Here is a 13653-nt window from a genome sequence, read left to right as displayed (position 1 = left end):
ATCGATGCATCCCTTCCTGCCGCTGACCGCCGAACAGGAGGCGGCGCTGTCCGGCTGGCTGACCGGCTACGTCACCGCACCGCACCCGGAGCTGGGCCGGGACGGTCCGGTGTGCCCGTTCGTCGCGCCCGCACGGCGCTCCGGCGTGCTGCACGGCGTGCGCTGCCGCTGGCTGCCGGGCGACGGCGCGCCGCGCATGACGGCGCTCATCCGTACCGCCATGGACGCCTTCGAGGAGCGGTACGCCGACCGTCCCACCTCGCTGGACTCGCTGATCGTCGTCTTCGACGGGCTCCGGCCCCACCAGTGGCATTTGATCGACGACGTGTACGAGGAGGTGAAGGACGAGGCCGTCTCGCGCGGGCTGATGCTCGGCCAGATGCACCCGGAGTGCGACGCGCGGGCCGCCCGCAACCCCGCGTTCCCGGCGAACCGTTCACCGCTGCCGCAGATGGTGGTGCGCCGGATGGCGTTCCACGACATCCTGTTCCTCCACCACCGCCCCGACTGGTTCACCACGTACCAGGAGCACTACGGCCACTTGTACCGCTCACCGGACCGGGTGGACCCGCACTACGTCCGCCTCTTCGACTCCGGCGCGCTGGTGGCGGCCGGCGGCAGCCTGGTGTGACCGACGACGAAAGGCAGCAGACCGTGACCTCCCCGGGCCTGAAGACCATGATCCTCGCCCACCGCGCGATGCTGCGCGACCTGGACCGGATCGCCCGCACCGCGACCGCCCTCGCCGGCGCCCCGGACCCGGACCGTACCCGCCACCTGGCGGCGTACGCCCGCAGGCTGACCGAGCTGATCCACCACCATCACGAGGGCGAGGACGAGGTGCTGTGGCCGGCGCTGCGCGAGCGCGGCGCGGACGAGGAGGCGCTGACCCTGCTCCAGGAGGAACACGCCGCGCTGGAGGGCCGGCTGGACGGGTTCGGCCGGGCGATCGAGGCGCTGTCACCGGACGGCACCGGCGCCGCCGACCTGGCGAAGGCGGCCACCGGGGTACGCGAACTCCTCGCCGTGCACACGGCGGACGAGGAACGCGAACTCGCCGGCCGGCTGGCCCCGGCCCTGGACCCGAAGCTGTGGGCCCGGTTCGAGAAGTCGATGGTGAAGTCGGCGGCCCGCTGGACGCTGACGTTCATGCCGCCGTGGCTGGCCTCGGTGGCGGAGGACTCCGAACGCGGCGGCGTCCCGGCCAAGCCGGTGGCGGCCCTGATGCGCTCCCGCCTGGAACGCCGCCAGCGCGCGGCGTTCGGCGAGCACTACTGACGCTGAGGGGGTGCCGGTGCTGCCGGTGCTGCCGGGGCCGCCCGAGCCGCCCGGACCGCCCCGCCTCGCCTCAGCCGGCCGGCCGGGCCGGGTGCCGCACGCCGAGCCACTGCTCGGCGCCGTACGCCGCGAACCGTTCCACCTCGGTGAACCCCAGCGTGACCGCGAGCCGCAACGCCCGGTCGTTGTCGGTCCGCGTGCACAGCGCCACCGGCTCGCCGGGGTGGGCGGCGGCGTACCAGCCGAGTACCGCCGCGCACGCCTCGGCCGCGTACCCGTGGCCCCAGGCGTGCGGGAGGAACAGATAGCCCAGCTCCACCCGTCCGGCATCGGGCCTGGCCGGTCCGGGGCGTTCCGGGTCCCGCTCATCGAGCGTGACCATGCCGATCATCGTCCCGTCGAGTTCGGCGACGAAGCACCGTGGGCGCTGCCCGGGGACGGCCGGGGCCGTGCGTTCGAGCTCATCGCGCGGCCGGGGTCCGCCGGTGTAAGCCGTCACCTCGGGCGAGGCGAACAACGCGATGAACGCCGCCCGGTCCCGCCCCTCGGCCGCGCGGAGCACGAGCCGCCCGGTACGGATCGGGGTGGGCGGCCAGTCGGCGGAGGCGGTACCGGTGCCGGTCATGCCGGGCAACCTACCGAAGGCTGCGACGGGCCGTCCACCGTCTCCCGGGCCCGCCCGGGTGCCTCACCACTGGCGGCGGATGGTCGCCTTGCCCCCGGTGACCAGGGAGGCGGGCGGTACGTCGTCGGCCACGACCGCACCTGCGGCTATCACCGCGTCCCGGCCGATGCTGACGCCGGGCAGGATGGTGGCGCCCGCGCCGATCCACACGTTCTCCGCCACGTCGATGGGTGCGCCGGTGATGTAGAGCTGCCGTTCGGCGGGGTCGACGGGGTGGCCGCCGGTGATGAACGTGGCCTTCGGGCCGACCCACACGCCCTCGGCCAGCCGGATACCGGCGTAGTCGAGGAAGGTGCAGTTCTGGTTGATGAACACCCGCTCGGCCAGGTCGAGCCGGAACCCGTGGTCGGTGAAGAACGGCGGGTAGATCACCGTCCCCTCCGGCAGCGGCTTCCCGAGGATCTGCTCGAACAGGGCGGCCTTGCCGTCCTCGTCGCCGAACGGCAGCACGTTGAGGCGGGAGGTGAGGTCGGTGACCTGCTGCACCCGTTCGATGTGGGTACGGAACTGGTCGCTGTCGACCAGCATGAGACGGTCGCTGGGCATGGTGGTGTGTCCTTTCGGTTGGCAGGGAGAGCGGGGGCCGTATCAGGGCCGGGTGGCCCAGGACGGCACCCAGGTGTCCTCCGGCAGCCGGGGCAGGGACGCGAAGTGGGCCAGTACGCCCCGCAGTTCGGGATGCGGATGGGTGCTGGGCAGGATGAGGGAGACCGGGTACGCGAGGCTGGGCGAGGCGATGGGGATGCGGCGCAGGTCCTGGTGCTCCGGCCATACGTAGCGGTCGCGGGCGCCGACAAGGGTGGCCACGTCCCCGGACTCCGCGAGAACGTCCAGCAGCACCTCGTCCCCGAAGTGCGGGCCCGCCGCGTCCACGCGCAGGTCGAACTCGGTGACCAACTGGTCGTAGAAGTCGGCCCATTCGCTGCCGGGCGCGATGCCCGGCACCCAGATGCGGTGCTTGCGCAACTGGCGCGGGGTCAGGCTCACCGCACCGGCGAGCGGATGCTTCGGGCCGACGAGCAGTTCCACCGGGGAGTCGAACGCGTGCCGCATCCGGATGCCGGGCGGCAGCCCGGCCGGGTCGGTGACCGTACGGAACGTCGCGTCCACCTCGCCCGCCGCCACGGCGGCGACCGCCTCCCAGGGGTCGGTGACCTTGAGGGTGACCACGTCGATCCGGCTGCCGGGGCGGGAGCGCCAGTACTCGTGCAGGATGACGGCCTGGGCGGTGCGCAGGCCGAGCACGTCGATCCGCAGGGTGCGGGCGCCGGGCCGGACGGCGGTCAGGGCGCGTTCGACGCTCGCGACGACGCCGCGTGCGTGCGGGAGGAAGGTGTGGCCGTCCCGGGTCAGCTCGACGCCGCGTGCGGTGCGGGTGAACAGGCGTACTTCCAGTTCGCGTTCCAGGCCGGCGATCCGCTTGGAGATCGCCTGCTGGGTCACGCCCAGTTCGTCGGCGGCGGTCCGGAACTGGCCGAGTTCGGCGGCCCGGACGAATGATCGCAGTGCTTCGGTGTCCACGACTGGATCCTAGGGAGCCACAACCAACGGTTGTGGCTCACCGGAGGCCGGTTGTCCGGGATCACCGGACCGTCCACCAGGCGCTGGCCACACTCGCGGCGAGCGCGGCCAGGCCCAGCACGGTGATGGTCGTGAACGCCCGGTCCACCGAGGCGCGGCGCCCGGCGGCCGGGGCGGGCCGGCGCAAGTCGCCGGTGGTGTGCCGGGTCGGCGCGCAGGGGCCGTCCTGCTCGCCCCGGACGAACGCGCGCAGGGTGGCGAGGCAGGAGCCACAGGCACGGACGGCCCGGGCACGGCCGTGGGCGACGACGGACCCGGCCCACAGGACCGGTACGTCGTCGGTGCGGCACATGGAGCACCGGCCGGTCTGCGCCCAGCCGGTGAACTCCCCGGCGTGCAGCCAGGCGAGAGGAGTGGGAGCGGTCATGCGCCTCGGCTTCCGTGCGGTGGTTCTTCGGTACGCCGCCCGTCGACGATCCGGCGGACGGTGAGCACCCGTCCGGTGCTGAGCGTCAGCCGCCCACCCCGAACGAAGTTGAGCCGCCGCCCGTTGTGCAGCACCGTCACCGACTCCACCTTTTCCGTCCGGCCCCCCACCTCGATCCGGTCCCACTCCCGGACCCGCTGCACCGGAACGTCGAGCGTGACGCTGACCCACTGCGGCGGCTCGTCGGTGTCGTGCGCGCTCATCGCGGGTCCCCGAACAGGTCGCAGCTGAACCAGACGATCTTCCCGGCGCAGTGCCCGGTGCGTTCACACCCGAAGCGGGTGGCCATCTCCCGCAGCAGCCACAATCCGCGCCCGGATTCCGCGTCCCAGTCGGGCGCTTCCCCGATGACGGGCATCTCGACGGAACGGTCGAAGACCTGCACCGTGACCTCGCTCCCGATCCGGACGATCCGCAGGTAGCAACGGGGCTCGGCCACATGCCGGATGACGTTGGACAGCAACTCACTGACCCCCAACCGCACCAGCTCGACCGCCCCCGCCGACCCACCCCAGGCCAGCAACACCTCAGCCGCTTCCCGCCGCCACCACTCGATGCTGCGGCCATCGGCCCTTAACGACTGCCCGTACACGTTCTGGTCGTAGGCCACTCGTACGGAACTGCTCATGGCACCCTCCAGGCCGGTAGGCGCGACCCTGTCGCCAAGAGGGGCACCACCAACAGTCACCCCGAAGGCACGCTGTGTCGCTACGGCCTAGAGTGCAGGCAATATCCGGATTTTGCAACCAGCCGGATTCACAACGTTGTTAGATGGCATCGGACAGGAAGCAGATACGCTCTGTGTCCGAGGTTTCACCGGTTCGGCCTCCGGATGGCAGGCGAAGGAGCGAATGACATGGCAGCACGTCCGCGGCCTCGCGTGCGTTTGAGGCGGCTTGGTGGGAAGTTGCGCCGACTCCGTGAGGCGGCCGGTGTACGGATGGAAGACGCAGCCCGCCGGATCGACGCCGACAAGCCCAAGATCAGCAGGATTGAGAACGGCCTTGCCTCCATCCGTCGACTGGAGTTGGAGGCCCTGCTCGGCCTGTACGGAGTCAGCGACGAACAGGTCGTCACCGCGATGGTTGCCATGGCCAAGCAGACCAGGCGCAAGGGGTGGTGGCATCAGTACAGCCAGGACCTTCATCCGCACTTCGAGGAACGGATGGACCTGGAGGACGACGCCGCTCGCATACTCGCCTTTCAGCCACTCCTGGTGCCGGGATTGCTCCAGACCACCGAGTACGCCCGCTCGGTCATCCGGAGTGCGGAGAGGACGGCTACTGAGGCAGAAGTCGAGCACTGGGTCGAGATGCGCATGGCACGACAGGCGATCCTCCGTCGAGCAACCGCGCCCCAACTGGTGTGTTTGCTGGACGAGGCGGTCTTGCACCGACGTGTCGGCGGCGCGTCCGCCCTGAAGGGGCAACTGGATCGATTGCTGGAGATCAACTCCCCGCCGGACCTGTCGATTCAGGTGATCCCCTTTGGCCAGGGCTGGCACGCGGGACTCGACGGTGGCTTCAGCGTGTATTCCTACCCCGACCCGCTGCACCTGGACGTCGTGACCGTGGACTACCTGGACGGCGCCCTGTACCTGGAGGACGATGCCAGTGTCGGGCGATACCACCGGGCCTTTGACCAGCTCAGAGCCTCGGCCCTATCGTCTCGGCAATCCATGTCACTCATCTCGCGACTCTCGCGGGACCTGGAGAGAGAAGTCTGAGGGATCTCATGGTCCGGCATAACCTGCCCGCACATCGGTGGCGCAGTTCTTCGTACAGTGCCGACAACGGAGGCCAGTGCGTCGAGGTGCAGTTCACGGAGGAAGGGTTCCTCGCCGTAGGAGACAGCAAGGATCGTGCCAGGGGAGCGCTTGTGTCCGGCCCGGTCCCGTGGGGCAACTTCATACGGGCAGTGAAAAACGCGCGACTGGGCCCCTGAGCAGCCGCGAGACGTGCGCACACCTTGAGCTGTCCGACTCCGGTGAGACGGCAGACGTGCATCAACAGCGCCCGTGTCATGGCCTTTTCGTGCCGTGACTCGGCCGATCTCATCGGGTAGGAATCCGGTGGTACGGGTCGTAGCCGGTGCTCCAGAGCAGTCGGCGAAAGCTGCGAGAAGCCGATCTGTATGCCTTCGACCTCAGCGACGCTGCTTGGTACACGTCGTCGTTCAGTGCCGGCGGGGAGCCGTGTGTCGAGGTCGCCGGCCTGCCGGGTGGCATCGCTGTCCGGGACTCGAAGGACCCGGCCAAGGGAACCCTGCGCTGCCCCGCCGGCCAGTGGGGTGCCTTCTGCCAGGCTGTGAACGAAGGAACGCTGTAGCTGCGCTCCGGCGTGCAACCGGCCCTTCCCACACCCATGGGGAGGGCCGTCCTCTTGAGCTGTGGTTTCAGGCGCCCTCGGGCGGGAGACCTACCGTGGAGCGCGACAGGGTGCGCGGTCCGGAGCCGGTGAGGAGTGGGGGGATGACTGACGGCGATCACCGGGCGCGCGCGTCCGCGCCGTACCTGGGGGCAGGGGGACGCCTGAGCGGAGGACGTGGCGGCGCGGGGGCGGCGGGGGACGCGTACCGGGCCCGTTCGCGTGCGGCACAGCCTCTACGCGTCCGGGCGGGCGTCGTACGCGGCGCGGGCGGCGTCGATACGCGGGAGATGCAGGACGCTCCACTCCAGTAGCGGCGCGGTCGCCTCCCGAAGGGTCGTGCCCATCGGGGTGAGTTCATAGCTGACGTGCGGTGGCATGACGTTGCGGACCGTCCGCGTGAGGATTCCGTCCCGTTCCAGGTCGCGCAGGGTGACGGTGAGCATGCGCTGGCTGATTCCGTCGATCGCTCGCTTGAGTTCGGTGAACCGGCGCGGCCCCTGGCTGAGGGTGCGCACCACCAGCAGTGCCCATTTGTCACCGACGATGTCCAGCACTTCGCGGGTGCGGCACGGGTCCTCCTGACGGGCCGGCCGTGACTCACCGTCGACTGGGTTCATGGTTACCTCCAGAGAACCGGGGCACCGAAATGTGCCTTATTGCGCTTTACGCGGCAGGTGCACCACGATGACATCGGTTCTCAAAGGGTACCGAGGCACGGATCGGAACCATGATGTCTCCGCGCCTCGCCCTCCCCGAATAGGAAGACTGTTTCCCCCATGTCAACGTTTCTGCTGATCCATGGCGCTTGGCACAGCGGCCGGTGCTGGGACCGGGTGGTGCCGCTCCTGGAGTCGGCCGGACACCGCGTGTACGCGCCTTCGCTCACCGGCTACGGCGACAAGGCGCACCTGCTCAGCCCCGAGGTGGGGCTCGACACGCATGTCGAGGACATCGTCAAGCTCCTCCACAAGGAGGAACTGACCGAAGCGACGCTCGTGGGGCACAGCTACGCGGGTCTGGTGATCTCGTCCGTCGCCAACGACGTCCCGGAACGCATCGCACACATGGTGTACCTGGACGCGATGGTCCCGGAACACGGCGAGGCGGCCATCGATGTCCAGCCCATGACCCGGCAACTGATCGAGCGGGCCGAGGCGTCCGGCGGAGGCTGGCGCATCCCGCCGCTGCCCGAGATGCCGCCGCCATTCGGTCTGTTCGGGGTCACCGACCCGGCGGACGTCGCGTGGCTGCGCACGATGCTCACCGATCAGCCGGTGGGCTGCCTGCGGCAGCCGGTGCGGCTGGACAACCCGGCCGTGGACGCGATTCCCCGCACGCACATCCACTGCGCCGTGAAGCCGGAAGGCATCGCCCGGCGACCCGTCCCCGCCCTGCAGCCCAATGGCTCTCCGGCCCAGGTGTGGGAGCTGCCGACCGGGCACGACTGCATGATCACCATGCCGGACAGGCTGAGCGAACTGCTGTTGAGGGTCGGCCTCTGACCGCCTCCGGCCGTCGAACTGCGGACGTGGCCCATCGCTGCCGCAATCGGCCGCTGCCGCTCTCGTCCTGTCGGCGGGGCGGCCGGGTAGCGTGACGCCTTCCGGCGCAGCCCGGTCATCGGCGGGCGGCGCCACCGCCTCCGTCGTCATCGTCCGGATCCGGACGCACCCCGGCCGGACAGCCGGCCTTCAGCAGGCGCGGTTCGGCTGACCGGGGCGGACCGGCCTCACAGGGCCTGGATCAGGCCGATGCCCAGGGCGATCAGCGCGGCAGCGATCAGCAGGGCGCCGAGGCGGGTCAGGTGTGTGCCGGGGGTGGTGCGTTCGGGGGCGCCCGCGACCAGGTGGAGGAAGAAGCCGCCGGACTGGGCGAGGACGCCCGCCAGCAGCATGATGCCGAACAGCCACTGGAGGAAGCCGCCCCAGTCGGTGCGGTCCAGATACAGGAAGTACGCCAGCGACAGGATCAGCAGGACCCCGGCGTGGGCGTGGCCGGCGCGGAAGAACTGTTCGCGGGCCGGGCCGAGTTCGGTGCGGTCCACGGTGATGAAGCGCAGCAGGGCGTGCCCGCCGAATTCAACCGTGACCAGGGAGAAGAGGGCGATGATGGGCAGCAGTTCGGTGGCCGTCACGGGTGCACCGTAGGACCGCGCGGCCCGGTTCGCGGGGAAGCGCACCGGGCCGTGCGGGTGATGTGGGCTCAGGCGACGGGGGCCAGCGGCGGCTGTTCCTCGTCGGGGGTGCGGCGCCGTACGGTGGCGGACAGCCGGGTCCAGACGGTCGTGATGCGGAAGACGCTGACGACGGTGGTGCCCGCCGCCCGGTCGGCCAGTGAACGGCGGGGTCCGGCCAGGGAGAGCAGCGCGCTGAGGCCGAAGACCGCCACCGCCAGGATCCAGCACAGCACCGACAGGCCGATCGCGCCGCCCACCAGCAGGCAGCAGGCCAGCGCGTACCAGCCGATGTCCACCAGGGTGCCGGCCGCCGCCCGGGTGGCCATCGTGGCGCGGGTGGGGCGCTCGCCGTCGCGGCGGCCGGTCACGCGCAGCGCCAGCAGCGCCTGGCCGGGGGTGCGGCCCATCAGCGCCAGGGACGCGAAGCGGTAGGCGAACGCGAACACCACCAGCCCGGCGAACCCCTGCCACACCGCGCGCACCGAGGAGCGCCACAGCGAAGAGCCCACGCCCTGGCCCGCGCCCACCAGGTCACCGCCGGAGGTGACGAGTTGCCAGGCGGAGATGCCCACGAGGCCGGGGACGCCGGTCAGTTTGGCGCTGATCCGGTTGAACGTGAGCCAGCCGAGCAGCGCGGCGATCGCGAGGATCACGGTGAAGTCCAGCAGCCAGGCGAGCAGCCGGCGGGTGCGCGGGGCGCGGGCGGGCGGTGGAGCCGGGTCCTGCTGGGCCATGGTGTCCCCCGAAGATGTGGTGTTGTGATGATCAACTCCGCATCCTAGGGCCCTTCTTGGGGCGCCGCCGCCCGCCGCCAGGCGGACTCGCGCAGCAGCCGCAGCCCGTTGAGGCCGACCAGCACCGTGGAGCCCTCGTGCCCGGCCACGCCCAGCGGCAGCGGGAGGTGGCCGACCAGGTCCCAGGTGACCAGGACGGCGATGAACGTCCCGGCGATGACCAGGTTCTGGATGACCAGCCGCCGGGCGCGGCGGGCGAGGTGCAGGACGGCGGGGAGGGTGGCGAGTTCGTCCCGGACGACCACCGCGTCGGCCGTCTCCAGGGCGAGGTCGGAGCCGGCCCGGCCCATCGCCACCCCGGTGTGCGCGGCGGCCAGCGCGGGGGCGTCGTTCACGCCGTCGCCGACCAGCAGCACCTTGCGGCCGGCGCTCTCCCACTCCCGTACGGCGGCGGCCTTGTCCTGCGGCAGCAGCCCGGCCCGTACCTCGGTGATGCCGACCTCGTCGGCCAGCCGGCGGGCGGCCGGGGCGTTGTCGCCGGTGAGCAGGACGGGGGGACGGCCGGTGTGCGCGGTGAGCGCGGCGACGGTGGCGGCGGCGCCGGGGCGCGGGCGGTCGGCGAGGCCGAGGTACCCGACCGGGTCGCCGTCGCGCAGCACCACGACGACGGTGTGTCCCTCCTTCTCCAACTCGGTGGGGTCGTCGTCCGGGAGGAGCCGGGCCGGGGCGCCGACCCGGATCTCCTGGCCCTTGACGGTGGCGGTGACCCCGGTGCCGGGGGCGGAGCTGAAGGCGGTGGCGTCGGCGAGGACGAGGCCGCGTTCCCGGGCGGCGGCGGTGATGGCGCGGGCGAGGGGGTGTTCGCTGGGGTGTTCGGCGGCGGCGGCGAGGGCGAGCAGCGCGTCCTCGTCGAGTCCGCTGCCGGGCAGCGGGCGCAGCGCGGTGACGCGCGGGGTGCCCTCGGTGAGGGTGCCGGTCTTGTCGAGGGCGACGGCGTCGACCTGGGCGAGGCGTTCCATGACGACGGCCGACTTGGCGAGGACGCCGTGCCGTCCGGCGTTGGCGATCGCGGACAGCAGCGGCGGCATGGTGGCCAGCACGACGGCGCACGGGGAGGCCACGATCATGAACGTCATGGCGCGCAGCAGGGTGGCGTCGAGGGCGGCGCCGAGGGCGAGCGGGATGAGGAACAGCGCGAGGGTGGCGGTGACCATCGCCCAGGAGTAGCGCTGTTCGATCTTCTCGATGAACAACTGGGTGGGGGCCTTGGTGCGGGAGGCGTCCTCCACCATCTTCACGATCCGGGCGATGACGGAGTCGGCCGGGTCGCGGGTGACGCGCACCCGCAGCGCGCCGGTGCCGTTGACCGTGCCGGCGAACACCTCGTCGCCGGGCGCCTTGGCGGCGGGCAGCGGTTCGCCGGTGATGGTGGCCTGGTCGGCCTCGCTCTCACCGGAGAGGACCAGCCCGTCGGCGCCGATCCGTTCGCCGGGCCGGATCAGCAGGGTGTCGCCGATGGCGAGGCGGTCGGCGGGCACGGTCTCCTCGCCGTCGCCGCCGGGCCGCAGCCGGGTGGCGGTGGCGGGGGCGAGGTCGAGCAGACCGCGGACGGACTCGGCGGTGCGGTGGGTGGCGATGGCCTCCAGGGCGCCGGAGGTGGCGAAGATGACGATGAGCAGCGCCCCGTCCAGGACCTGGCCGATGGCGGCGGCGCCGAGGGCGGCCACGACCATCAGCAGGTCCACGTCCAGGGTCTTCTCGCGCAGCGCCTTGAGCCCTTCCCAGCCGGGTTCCCAGCCGCCGCAGACGTAGGTGGCGGCGTAGAGCGGGCCCCAGAGCCAGGCGGGTGCGCCGAGCAGGTGGGTGGGGAGGGCGAGGAGGAAGAGGAGCAGGGCGGCGAGCGCCCAGCGCGCCTCGGGGAGCCGTACATACGTAGACGTGAACACCTATTCATATATAGGCCATGCCGGGGCGGCCACAGGGCGCGGGGGAGGTGACGCCGGTCACAGCGAGGTGCCCGGGGGTCGGGACTCAGGCGCTCCGGGCCTCGCTGGACGGGGCCGGCGCGGAGGCCGGAGCGGCATCCGACGCGGCCTCCCGGCGGTGGTGTGCGCGGCGGTCCGGTGCTCGGGGGCATCCAACCCGATCCACCGGCCGATGGCCACCCGTGTCCCGTTCCGCCCCGGCCGCCCCGACCGTCCCGGCCGCCCCGGTGGCCGCGTGGGTGAAGATCCGTAACCCCGGGCACGCGGGCCGTGACCCGCGGCGTACGCATCGGGTGAGCCGGCCGCCACCACGGTCCGGCCGTCCTCCCCGCCGGGCGGACCGGCGGCGGATCCCCGCTTGCCGGCGCCCCCACGCGGCACCCCACACGACCGTGGCACCCGCTCTGACCTGCGGAAACGCCGGTACGAGGCAAGCGCCCCCGGCAGGACTCGAACCTGCGGCCAAGTGCTTAGAAGGCACCTGCTCTATCCGCTGAGCTACGGGGGCATGGACTCCGGCACGGCCCGGGACGGATGCCCTCGCTGACCTCGACGCACAGGATAGAGCGTCGCGAGGTTCGTCCCGGATGCTTCACGGCGACGCCGTCGTGTGGAGATCCAGTGAAGCAGCCCCGATAATCGCAGGCGAGTGCGATGCGCGCAGCGATTTCGCGGGCTCCCGCGAGGGGTGTTGCGCACTCGTTATGCCACAGAGCCGGGTTTGCCACCCGGAATCGGGCGCGTTCGGGCGAATATGCTTTGGAAACCGCGTGAAATTGGGCATTCTTCGCATGTGGCGATCTTGGACGCACGGCCCGAACTGCTCGAAGCGCTGACCGTACTGCGGGAGCGCCTCGCTGCCGCGTGCTTCCCGCTGGAGCTGCCCGGCGCACCCCGCGCCCGGCGCACCCGGGCGGAGCTGCTGGCCCAGCTCGACGGCTATCTGCTGCCCAGACTGCGCCGCCCCGACGCCCCGCTGCTCGCCGTCATCGGCGGCTCCACCGGCGCCGGGAAATCCACCCTGGTCAACTCCCTCATCGGCCGCCCGGTCACCGAGGCCGGCGTCCTGCGCCCCACCACCCGCACCCCCGTGCTCGTCTGCCACCCCGACGACCGGCACTGGTTCGCCGGCGACCGCGTCCTGCCCCAGCTCGACCGGGAACGCGGCGAACTCACCACCGAGACCACCCGCACCCTGCCCCCCGGCATCGCCCTCCTCGACGCCCCCGACATCGACTCCCTCGTCGCCGGCCAGCGCGACCTCGCCGCCGACCTGCTGTGCGCCGCCGACATCTGGATCCTGGTCACCACCGCCTCCCGCTACGCCGACGCCCTGCCCTGGCACCTGCTGCGCAGCGCCCAGGAGTACGACGTCACCCTGGCCACCGTCCTCGACCGCGTGCCGCACCAGATCGCCGCCGAGGTCTCCCGGCACTACGCCGCCCTCCTGGAGCGGGCCGGCCTGGACGACATCCCCCGCTTCACCGTCCCCGAACTGCCGGAATCCGCCGGCGGCGGCAACGGCCTGCTGCCCCGTACCGCCGTGGCCGCGCTGCGCGAATGGCTCGCCCACCAGGCCCAGAGCCCCGCCGCCCGCACCCGGGCCGCCGCCCGCACCGCCACCGGCGCGCTCGCCGCGCTCAAGGGCTCGGTCGGCGCGCTGGCCGCCGCGTCCGCCGCCCAGTACGCCACCGCCGTCCGGCTCGACCAGCAGCTCCAGAGCGCGTACAAGGAATCCGTCACCCGGGTCCGCCAGTGCCTCACCACCGGCGGCGTCCTCACCGGCGCCGCCCGCGCCCACTGGGCCGCCTTCCCCGAGGACACCAGCAGCTCCGAACTCCTGGACGCCCTCACCGACGCCCTCACCGCCCTGCTCACCGAGGCCGTCGCCGCCGCCGACGAACACACCACCGCCGCCTGGCGCCGCGAACCCGGCGCCCCGCCCGGCGGCTGCGACACCCCCGAAGAGGTCCGCGAACGGGTCGGCATCCGCGTCCGCCGCCTGCGCCGCTGCCTGGAGGAACTCGCCGACGAGGCCCGCGCCGCCTCCGGCGGCCACAGCGGCCCCGTCATCGGCGAACGCGGCGGCCCCGCCCGGGTCAGAACCGGCGACGACGGCGAACTCGCCGCCCTGCTCGCCGCCGGACTCCTCGGCGGCAAGGAAGCCCAGATCGCCCAGCACACCCTCGCCGGCGTCCTCGGCACCCTCGCCGCCAACCGCATGCGCGACAACGGCCGCCGCATCCTCGGCGACTGCGTCGACCAGGTCCTCGGCGAGGAACGCGACCGGCGCGGCGCGCCCCTGCACCACCTCGGCATCACCGCCCGGCCCCAGGTCGAGCTGATCGCCGCCCTCTCCACCCTCCAGGCGGAACGGCTGCGCACCGCGGCCTGAGTCCGCCCGCCCCCACCCGATCC

17 protein-coding genes and 1 tRNA gene are annotated in these 13653 nt (G+C 72.2%); 7 read left to right on the top strand and 11 right to left on the bottom strand.

What is annotated here, in order from left to right:
* The first annotated feature begins 4 nt into the window (after nt 1-4).
* Both BM385_RS18440 and BM385_RS18435 read left to right on the top strand, forming a co-directional pair.
* A complete protein-coding gene (locus tag BM385_RS18440; protein ID WP_093843712.1) occupies nt 5-631 on the top strand; it encodes a DUF6875 domain-containing protein in 627 nt (208 codons plus the stop codon).
* A complete protein-coding gene (locus tag BM385_RS18435; protein WP_019432777.1) occupies nt 628-1278 on the top strand; it encodes a hemerythrin domain-containing protein in 651 nt (216 codons plus the stop codon). The genes BM385_RS18440 and BM385_RS18435 overlap by 4 nt, the downstream gene beginning before the upstream one ends.
* A 70-nt stretch (nt 1279-1348) precedes the next feature.
* On the opposite strand, the gene BM385_RS18430 is transcribed toward BM385_RS18435, so the two are convergent.
* The 6 genes from BM385_RS18430 to BM385_RS18405 form a co-directional block, all read right to left on the bottom strand.
* The gene (locus tag BM385_RS18430; protein ID WP_093843711.1) at nt 1349-1903 is read right to left on the bottom strand and encodes a GNAT family N-acetyltransferase; all 555 of its coding nucleotides are present in this window, start codon (nt 1901-1903) and stop codon (nt 1349-1351) included.
* A gap of 63 nt (nt 1904-1966) precedes the next feature.
* On the bottom strand, nt 1967-2509 hold the full coding sequence (locus BM385_RS18425; RefSeq protein ID WP_093843710.1) for a DapH/DapD/GlmU-related protein: 543 nt from the start codon (nt 2507-2509) through the stop codon (nt 1967-1969).
* A gap of 42 nt (nt 2510-2551) precedes the next feature.
* Complete coding sequence (locus tag BM385_RS18420) at nt 2552-3484, bottom strand: LysR family transcriptional regulator (protein ID WP_093843709.1); 933 nt, start codon at nt 3482-3484, stop codon at nt 2552-2554.
* Between the two features lie 61 nt (nt 3485-3545).
* Nucleotides 3546-3911: a hypothetical protein gene (locus BM385_RS18415; protein ID WP_093843708.1), complete on the bottom strand. Its 366-nt coding sequence runs from the start codon at nt 3909-3911 to the stop codon at nt 3546-3548.
* Complete coding sequence (locus BM385_RS18410; RefSeq protein WP_019432782.1) at nt 3908-4174, bottom strand: hypothetical protein; 267 nt, start codon at nt 4172-4174, stop codon at nt 3908-3910. The genes BM385_RS18415 and BM385_RS18410 overlap by 4 nt, the downstream gene beginning before the upstream one ends.
* Entirely contained in the window at nt 4171-4599 is a 429-nt protein-coding gene (locus BM385_RS18405) for an ATP-binding protein (RefSeq protein ID WP_078575890.1), read from the bottom strand. Before BM385_RS18405 ends, BM385_RS18410 begins: the two co-directional genes overlap by 4 nt.
* 204 nt (nt 4600-4803) lie before the next feature.
* On the opposite strand from BM385_RS18405, the gene BM385_RS18400 reads away from it, so the two are divergent.
* From BM385_RS18400 to BM385_RS18390, 3 genes are all read left to right on the top strand, one after another.
* Nucleotides 4804-5697, top strand: coding sequence for a helix-turn-helix domain-containing protein (locus BM385_RS18400; RefSeq protein WP_343043580.1), 894 nt, complete (start codon nt 4804-4806; stop codon nt 5695-5697).
* Nucleotides 5698-5705: 8 nt separating this feature from the next.
* Complete coding sequence (locus tag BM385_RS18395; RefSeq protein ID WP_078575892.1) at nt 5706-5915, top strand: DUF397 domain-containing protein; 210 nt, start codon at nt 5706-5708, stop codon at nt 5913-5915.
* Between the two features lie 146 nt (nt 5916-6061).
* Nucleotides 6062-6298, top strand: a complete 237-nt coding sequence (locus BM385_RS18390; protein ID WP_254791639.1) for a DUF397 domain-containing protein — start codon at nt 6062-6064, stop codon at nt 6296-6298.
* Between the two features lie 275 nt (nt 6299-6573).
* Here the strand turns inward: BM385_RS18390 and BM385_RS18385 are convergent, their stop codons facing one another.
* Nucleotides 6574-6957, bottom strand: a complete 384-nt coding sequence (locus BM385_RS18385; RefSeq protein ID WP_093843707.1) for a winged helix-turn-helix transcriptional regulator — start codon at nt 6955-6957, stop codon at nt 6574-6576.
* 159 nt (nt 6958-7116) lie between these two features.
* Here BM385_RS18385 and BM385_RS18380 point away from each other — a divergent pair, with 159 nt between their 5' ends.
* Nucleotides 7117-7842, top strand: a complete 726-nt coding sequence (locus BM385_RS18380) for an alpha/beta hydrolase (protein WP_093843706.1) — start codon at nt 7117-7119, stop codon at nt 7840-7842.
* A 227-nt stretch (nt 7843-8069) separates the two neighbouring features.
* On the opposite strand, the gene BM385_RS18375 is transcribed toward BM385_RS18380, so the two are convergent.
* The 4 genes from BM385_RS18375 to BM385_RS18360 form a co-directional block, all read right to left on the bottom strand.
* Nucleotides 8070-8474 (bottom strand): hypothetical protein, encoded by a 405-nt coding sequence (locus tag BM385_RS18375; protein WP_026047249.1) that lies wholly within the window; start codon nt 8472-8474, stop codon nt 8070-8072.
* Nucleotides 8475-8542: 68 nt separating this feature from the next.
* Nucleotides 8543-9250 (bottom strand): RDD family protein, encoded by a 708-nt coding sequence (locus BM385_RS18370; RefSeq protein ID WP_093843705.1) that lies wholly within the window; start codon nt 9248-9250, stop codon nt 8543-8545.
* A gap of 44 nt (nt 9251-9294) precedes the next feature.
* Nucleotides 9295-11196, bottom strand: coding sequence for a heavy metal translocating P-type ATPase (locus tag BM385_RS18365; RefSeq protein ID WP_093843704.1), 1902 nt, complete (start codon nt 11194-11196; stop codon nt 9295-9297).
* A gap of 474 nt (nt 11197-11670) precedes the next feature.
* Nucleotides 11671-11743, bottom strand: a tRNA-Arg gene (locus tag BM385_RS18360).
* Between the two features lie 246 nt (nt 11744-11989).
* On the opposite strand from BM385_RS18360, the gene BM385_RS18355 reads away from it, so the two are divergent.
* A complete protein-coding gene (locus BM385_RS18355) occupies nt 11990-13630 on the top strand; it encodes a GTPase domain-containing protein (protein WP_078575894.1) in 1641 nt (546 codons plus the stop codon).
* The last annotated feature ends 23 nt before the right edge of the window (nt 13631-13653 follow it).

The sequence above is a fragment of the Streptomyces harbinensis genome, assembly GCF_900116145.1.
GTDB classification, from domain to species: domain Bacteria; phylum Actinomycetota; class Actinomycetes; order Streptomycetales; family Streptomycetaceae; genus Streptomyces; species Streptomyces carpaticus.
The sequence above is the reverse complement of the archived record's forward strand: the minus strand, read 5'-3'. Positions and strand labels throughout refer to the sequence as shown.

Coding starts and splice junctions, on each gene's coding strand:
- BM385_RS18440 (WP_093843712.1), top strand. CDS start 5: ATGCATCCCTTCCTGCCGCTGACCGCCGAACAGGAGGCGGCGCTGTCC.
- BM385_RS18430 (WP_093843711.1), bottom strand. CDS start 1,903: ATGACCGGCACCGGTACCGCCTCCGCCGACTGGCCGCCCACCCCGATC.
- BM385_RS18425 (WP_093843710.1), bottom strand. CDS start 2,509: ATGCCCAGCGACCGTCTCATGCTGGTCGACAGCGACCAGTTCCGTACC.
- BM385_RS18415 (WP_093843708.1), bottom strand. CDS start 3,911: ATGACCGCTCCCACTCCTCTCGCCTGGCTGCACGCCGGGGAGTTCACC.
- BM385_RS18410 (WP_019432782.1), bottom strand. CDS start 4,174: ATGAGCGCGCACGACACCGACGAGCCGCCGCAGTGGGTCAGCGTCACG.
- BM385_RS18405 (WP_078575890.1), bottom strand. CDS start 4,599: ATGAGCAGTTCCGTACGAGTGGCCTACGACCAGAACGTGTACGGGCAG.
- BM385_RS18400 (WP_343043580.1), top strand. CDS start 4,804: ATGGCAGGCGAAGGAGCGAATGACATGGCAGCACGTCCGCGGCCTCGC.
- BM385_RS18395 (WP_078575892.1), top strand. CDS start 5,706: ATGGTCCGGCATAACCTGCCCGCACATCGGTGGCGCAGTTCTTCGTAC.
- BM385_RS18385 (WP_093843707.1), bottom strand. CDS start 6,957: ATGAACCCAGTCGACGGTGAGTCACGGCCGGCCCGTCAGGAGGACCCG.
- BM385_RS18380 (WP_093843706.1), top strand. CDS start 7,117: ATGTCAACGTTTCTGCTGATCCATGGCGCTTGGCACAGCGGCCGGTGC.
- BM385_RS18370 (WP_093843705.1), bottom strand. CDS start 9,250: ATGGCCCAGCAGGACCCGGCTCCACCGCCCGCCCGCGCCCCGCGCACC.
- BM385_RS18355 (WP_078575894.1), top strand. CDS start 11,990: ATGCTTTGGAAACCGCGTGAAATTGGGCATTCTTCGCATGTGGCGATC.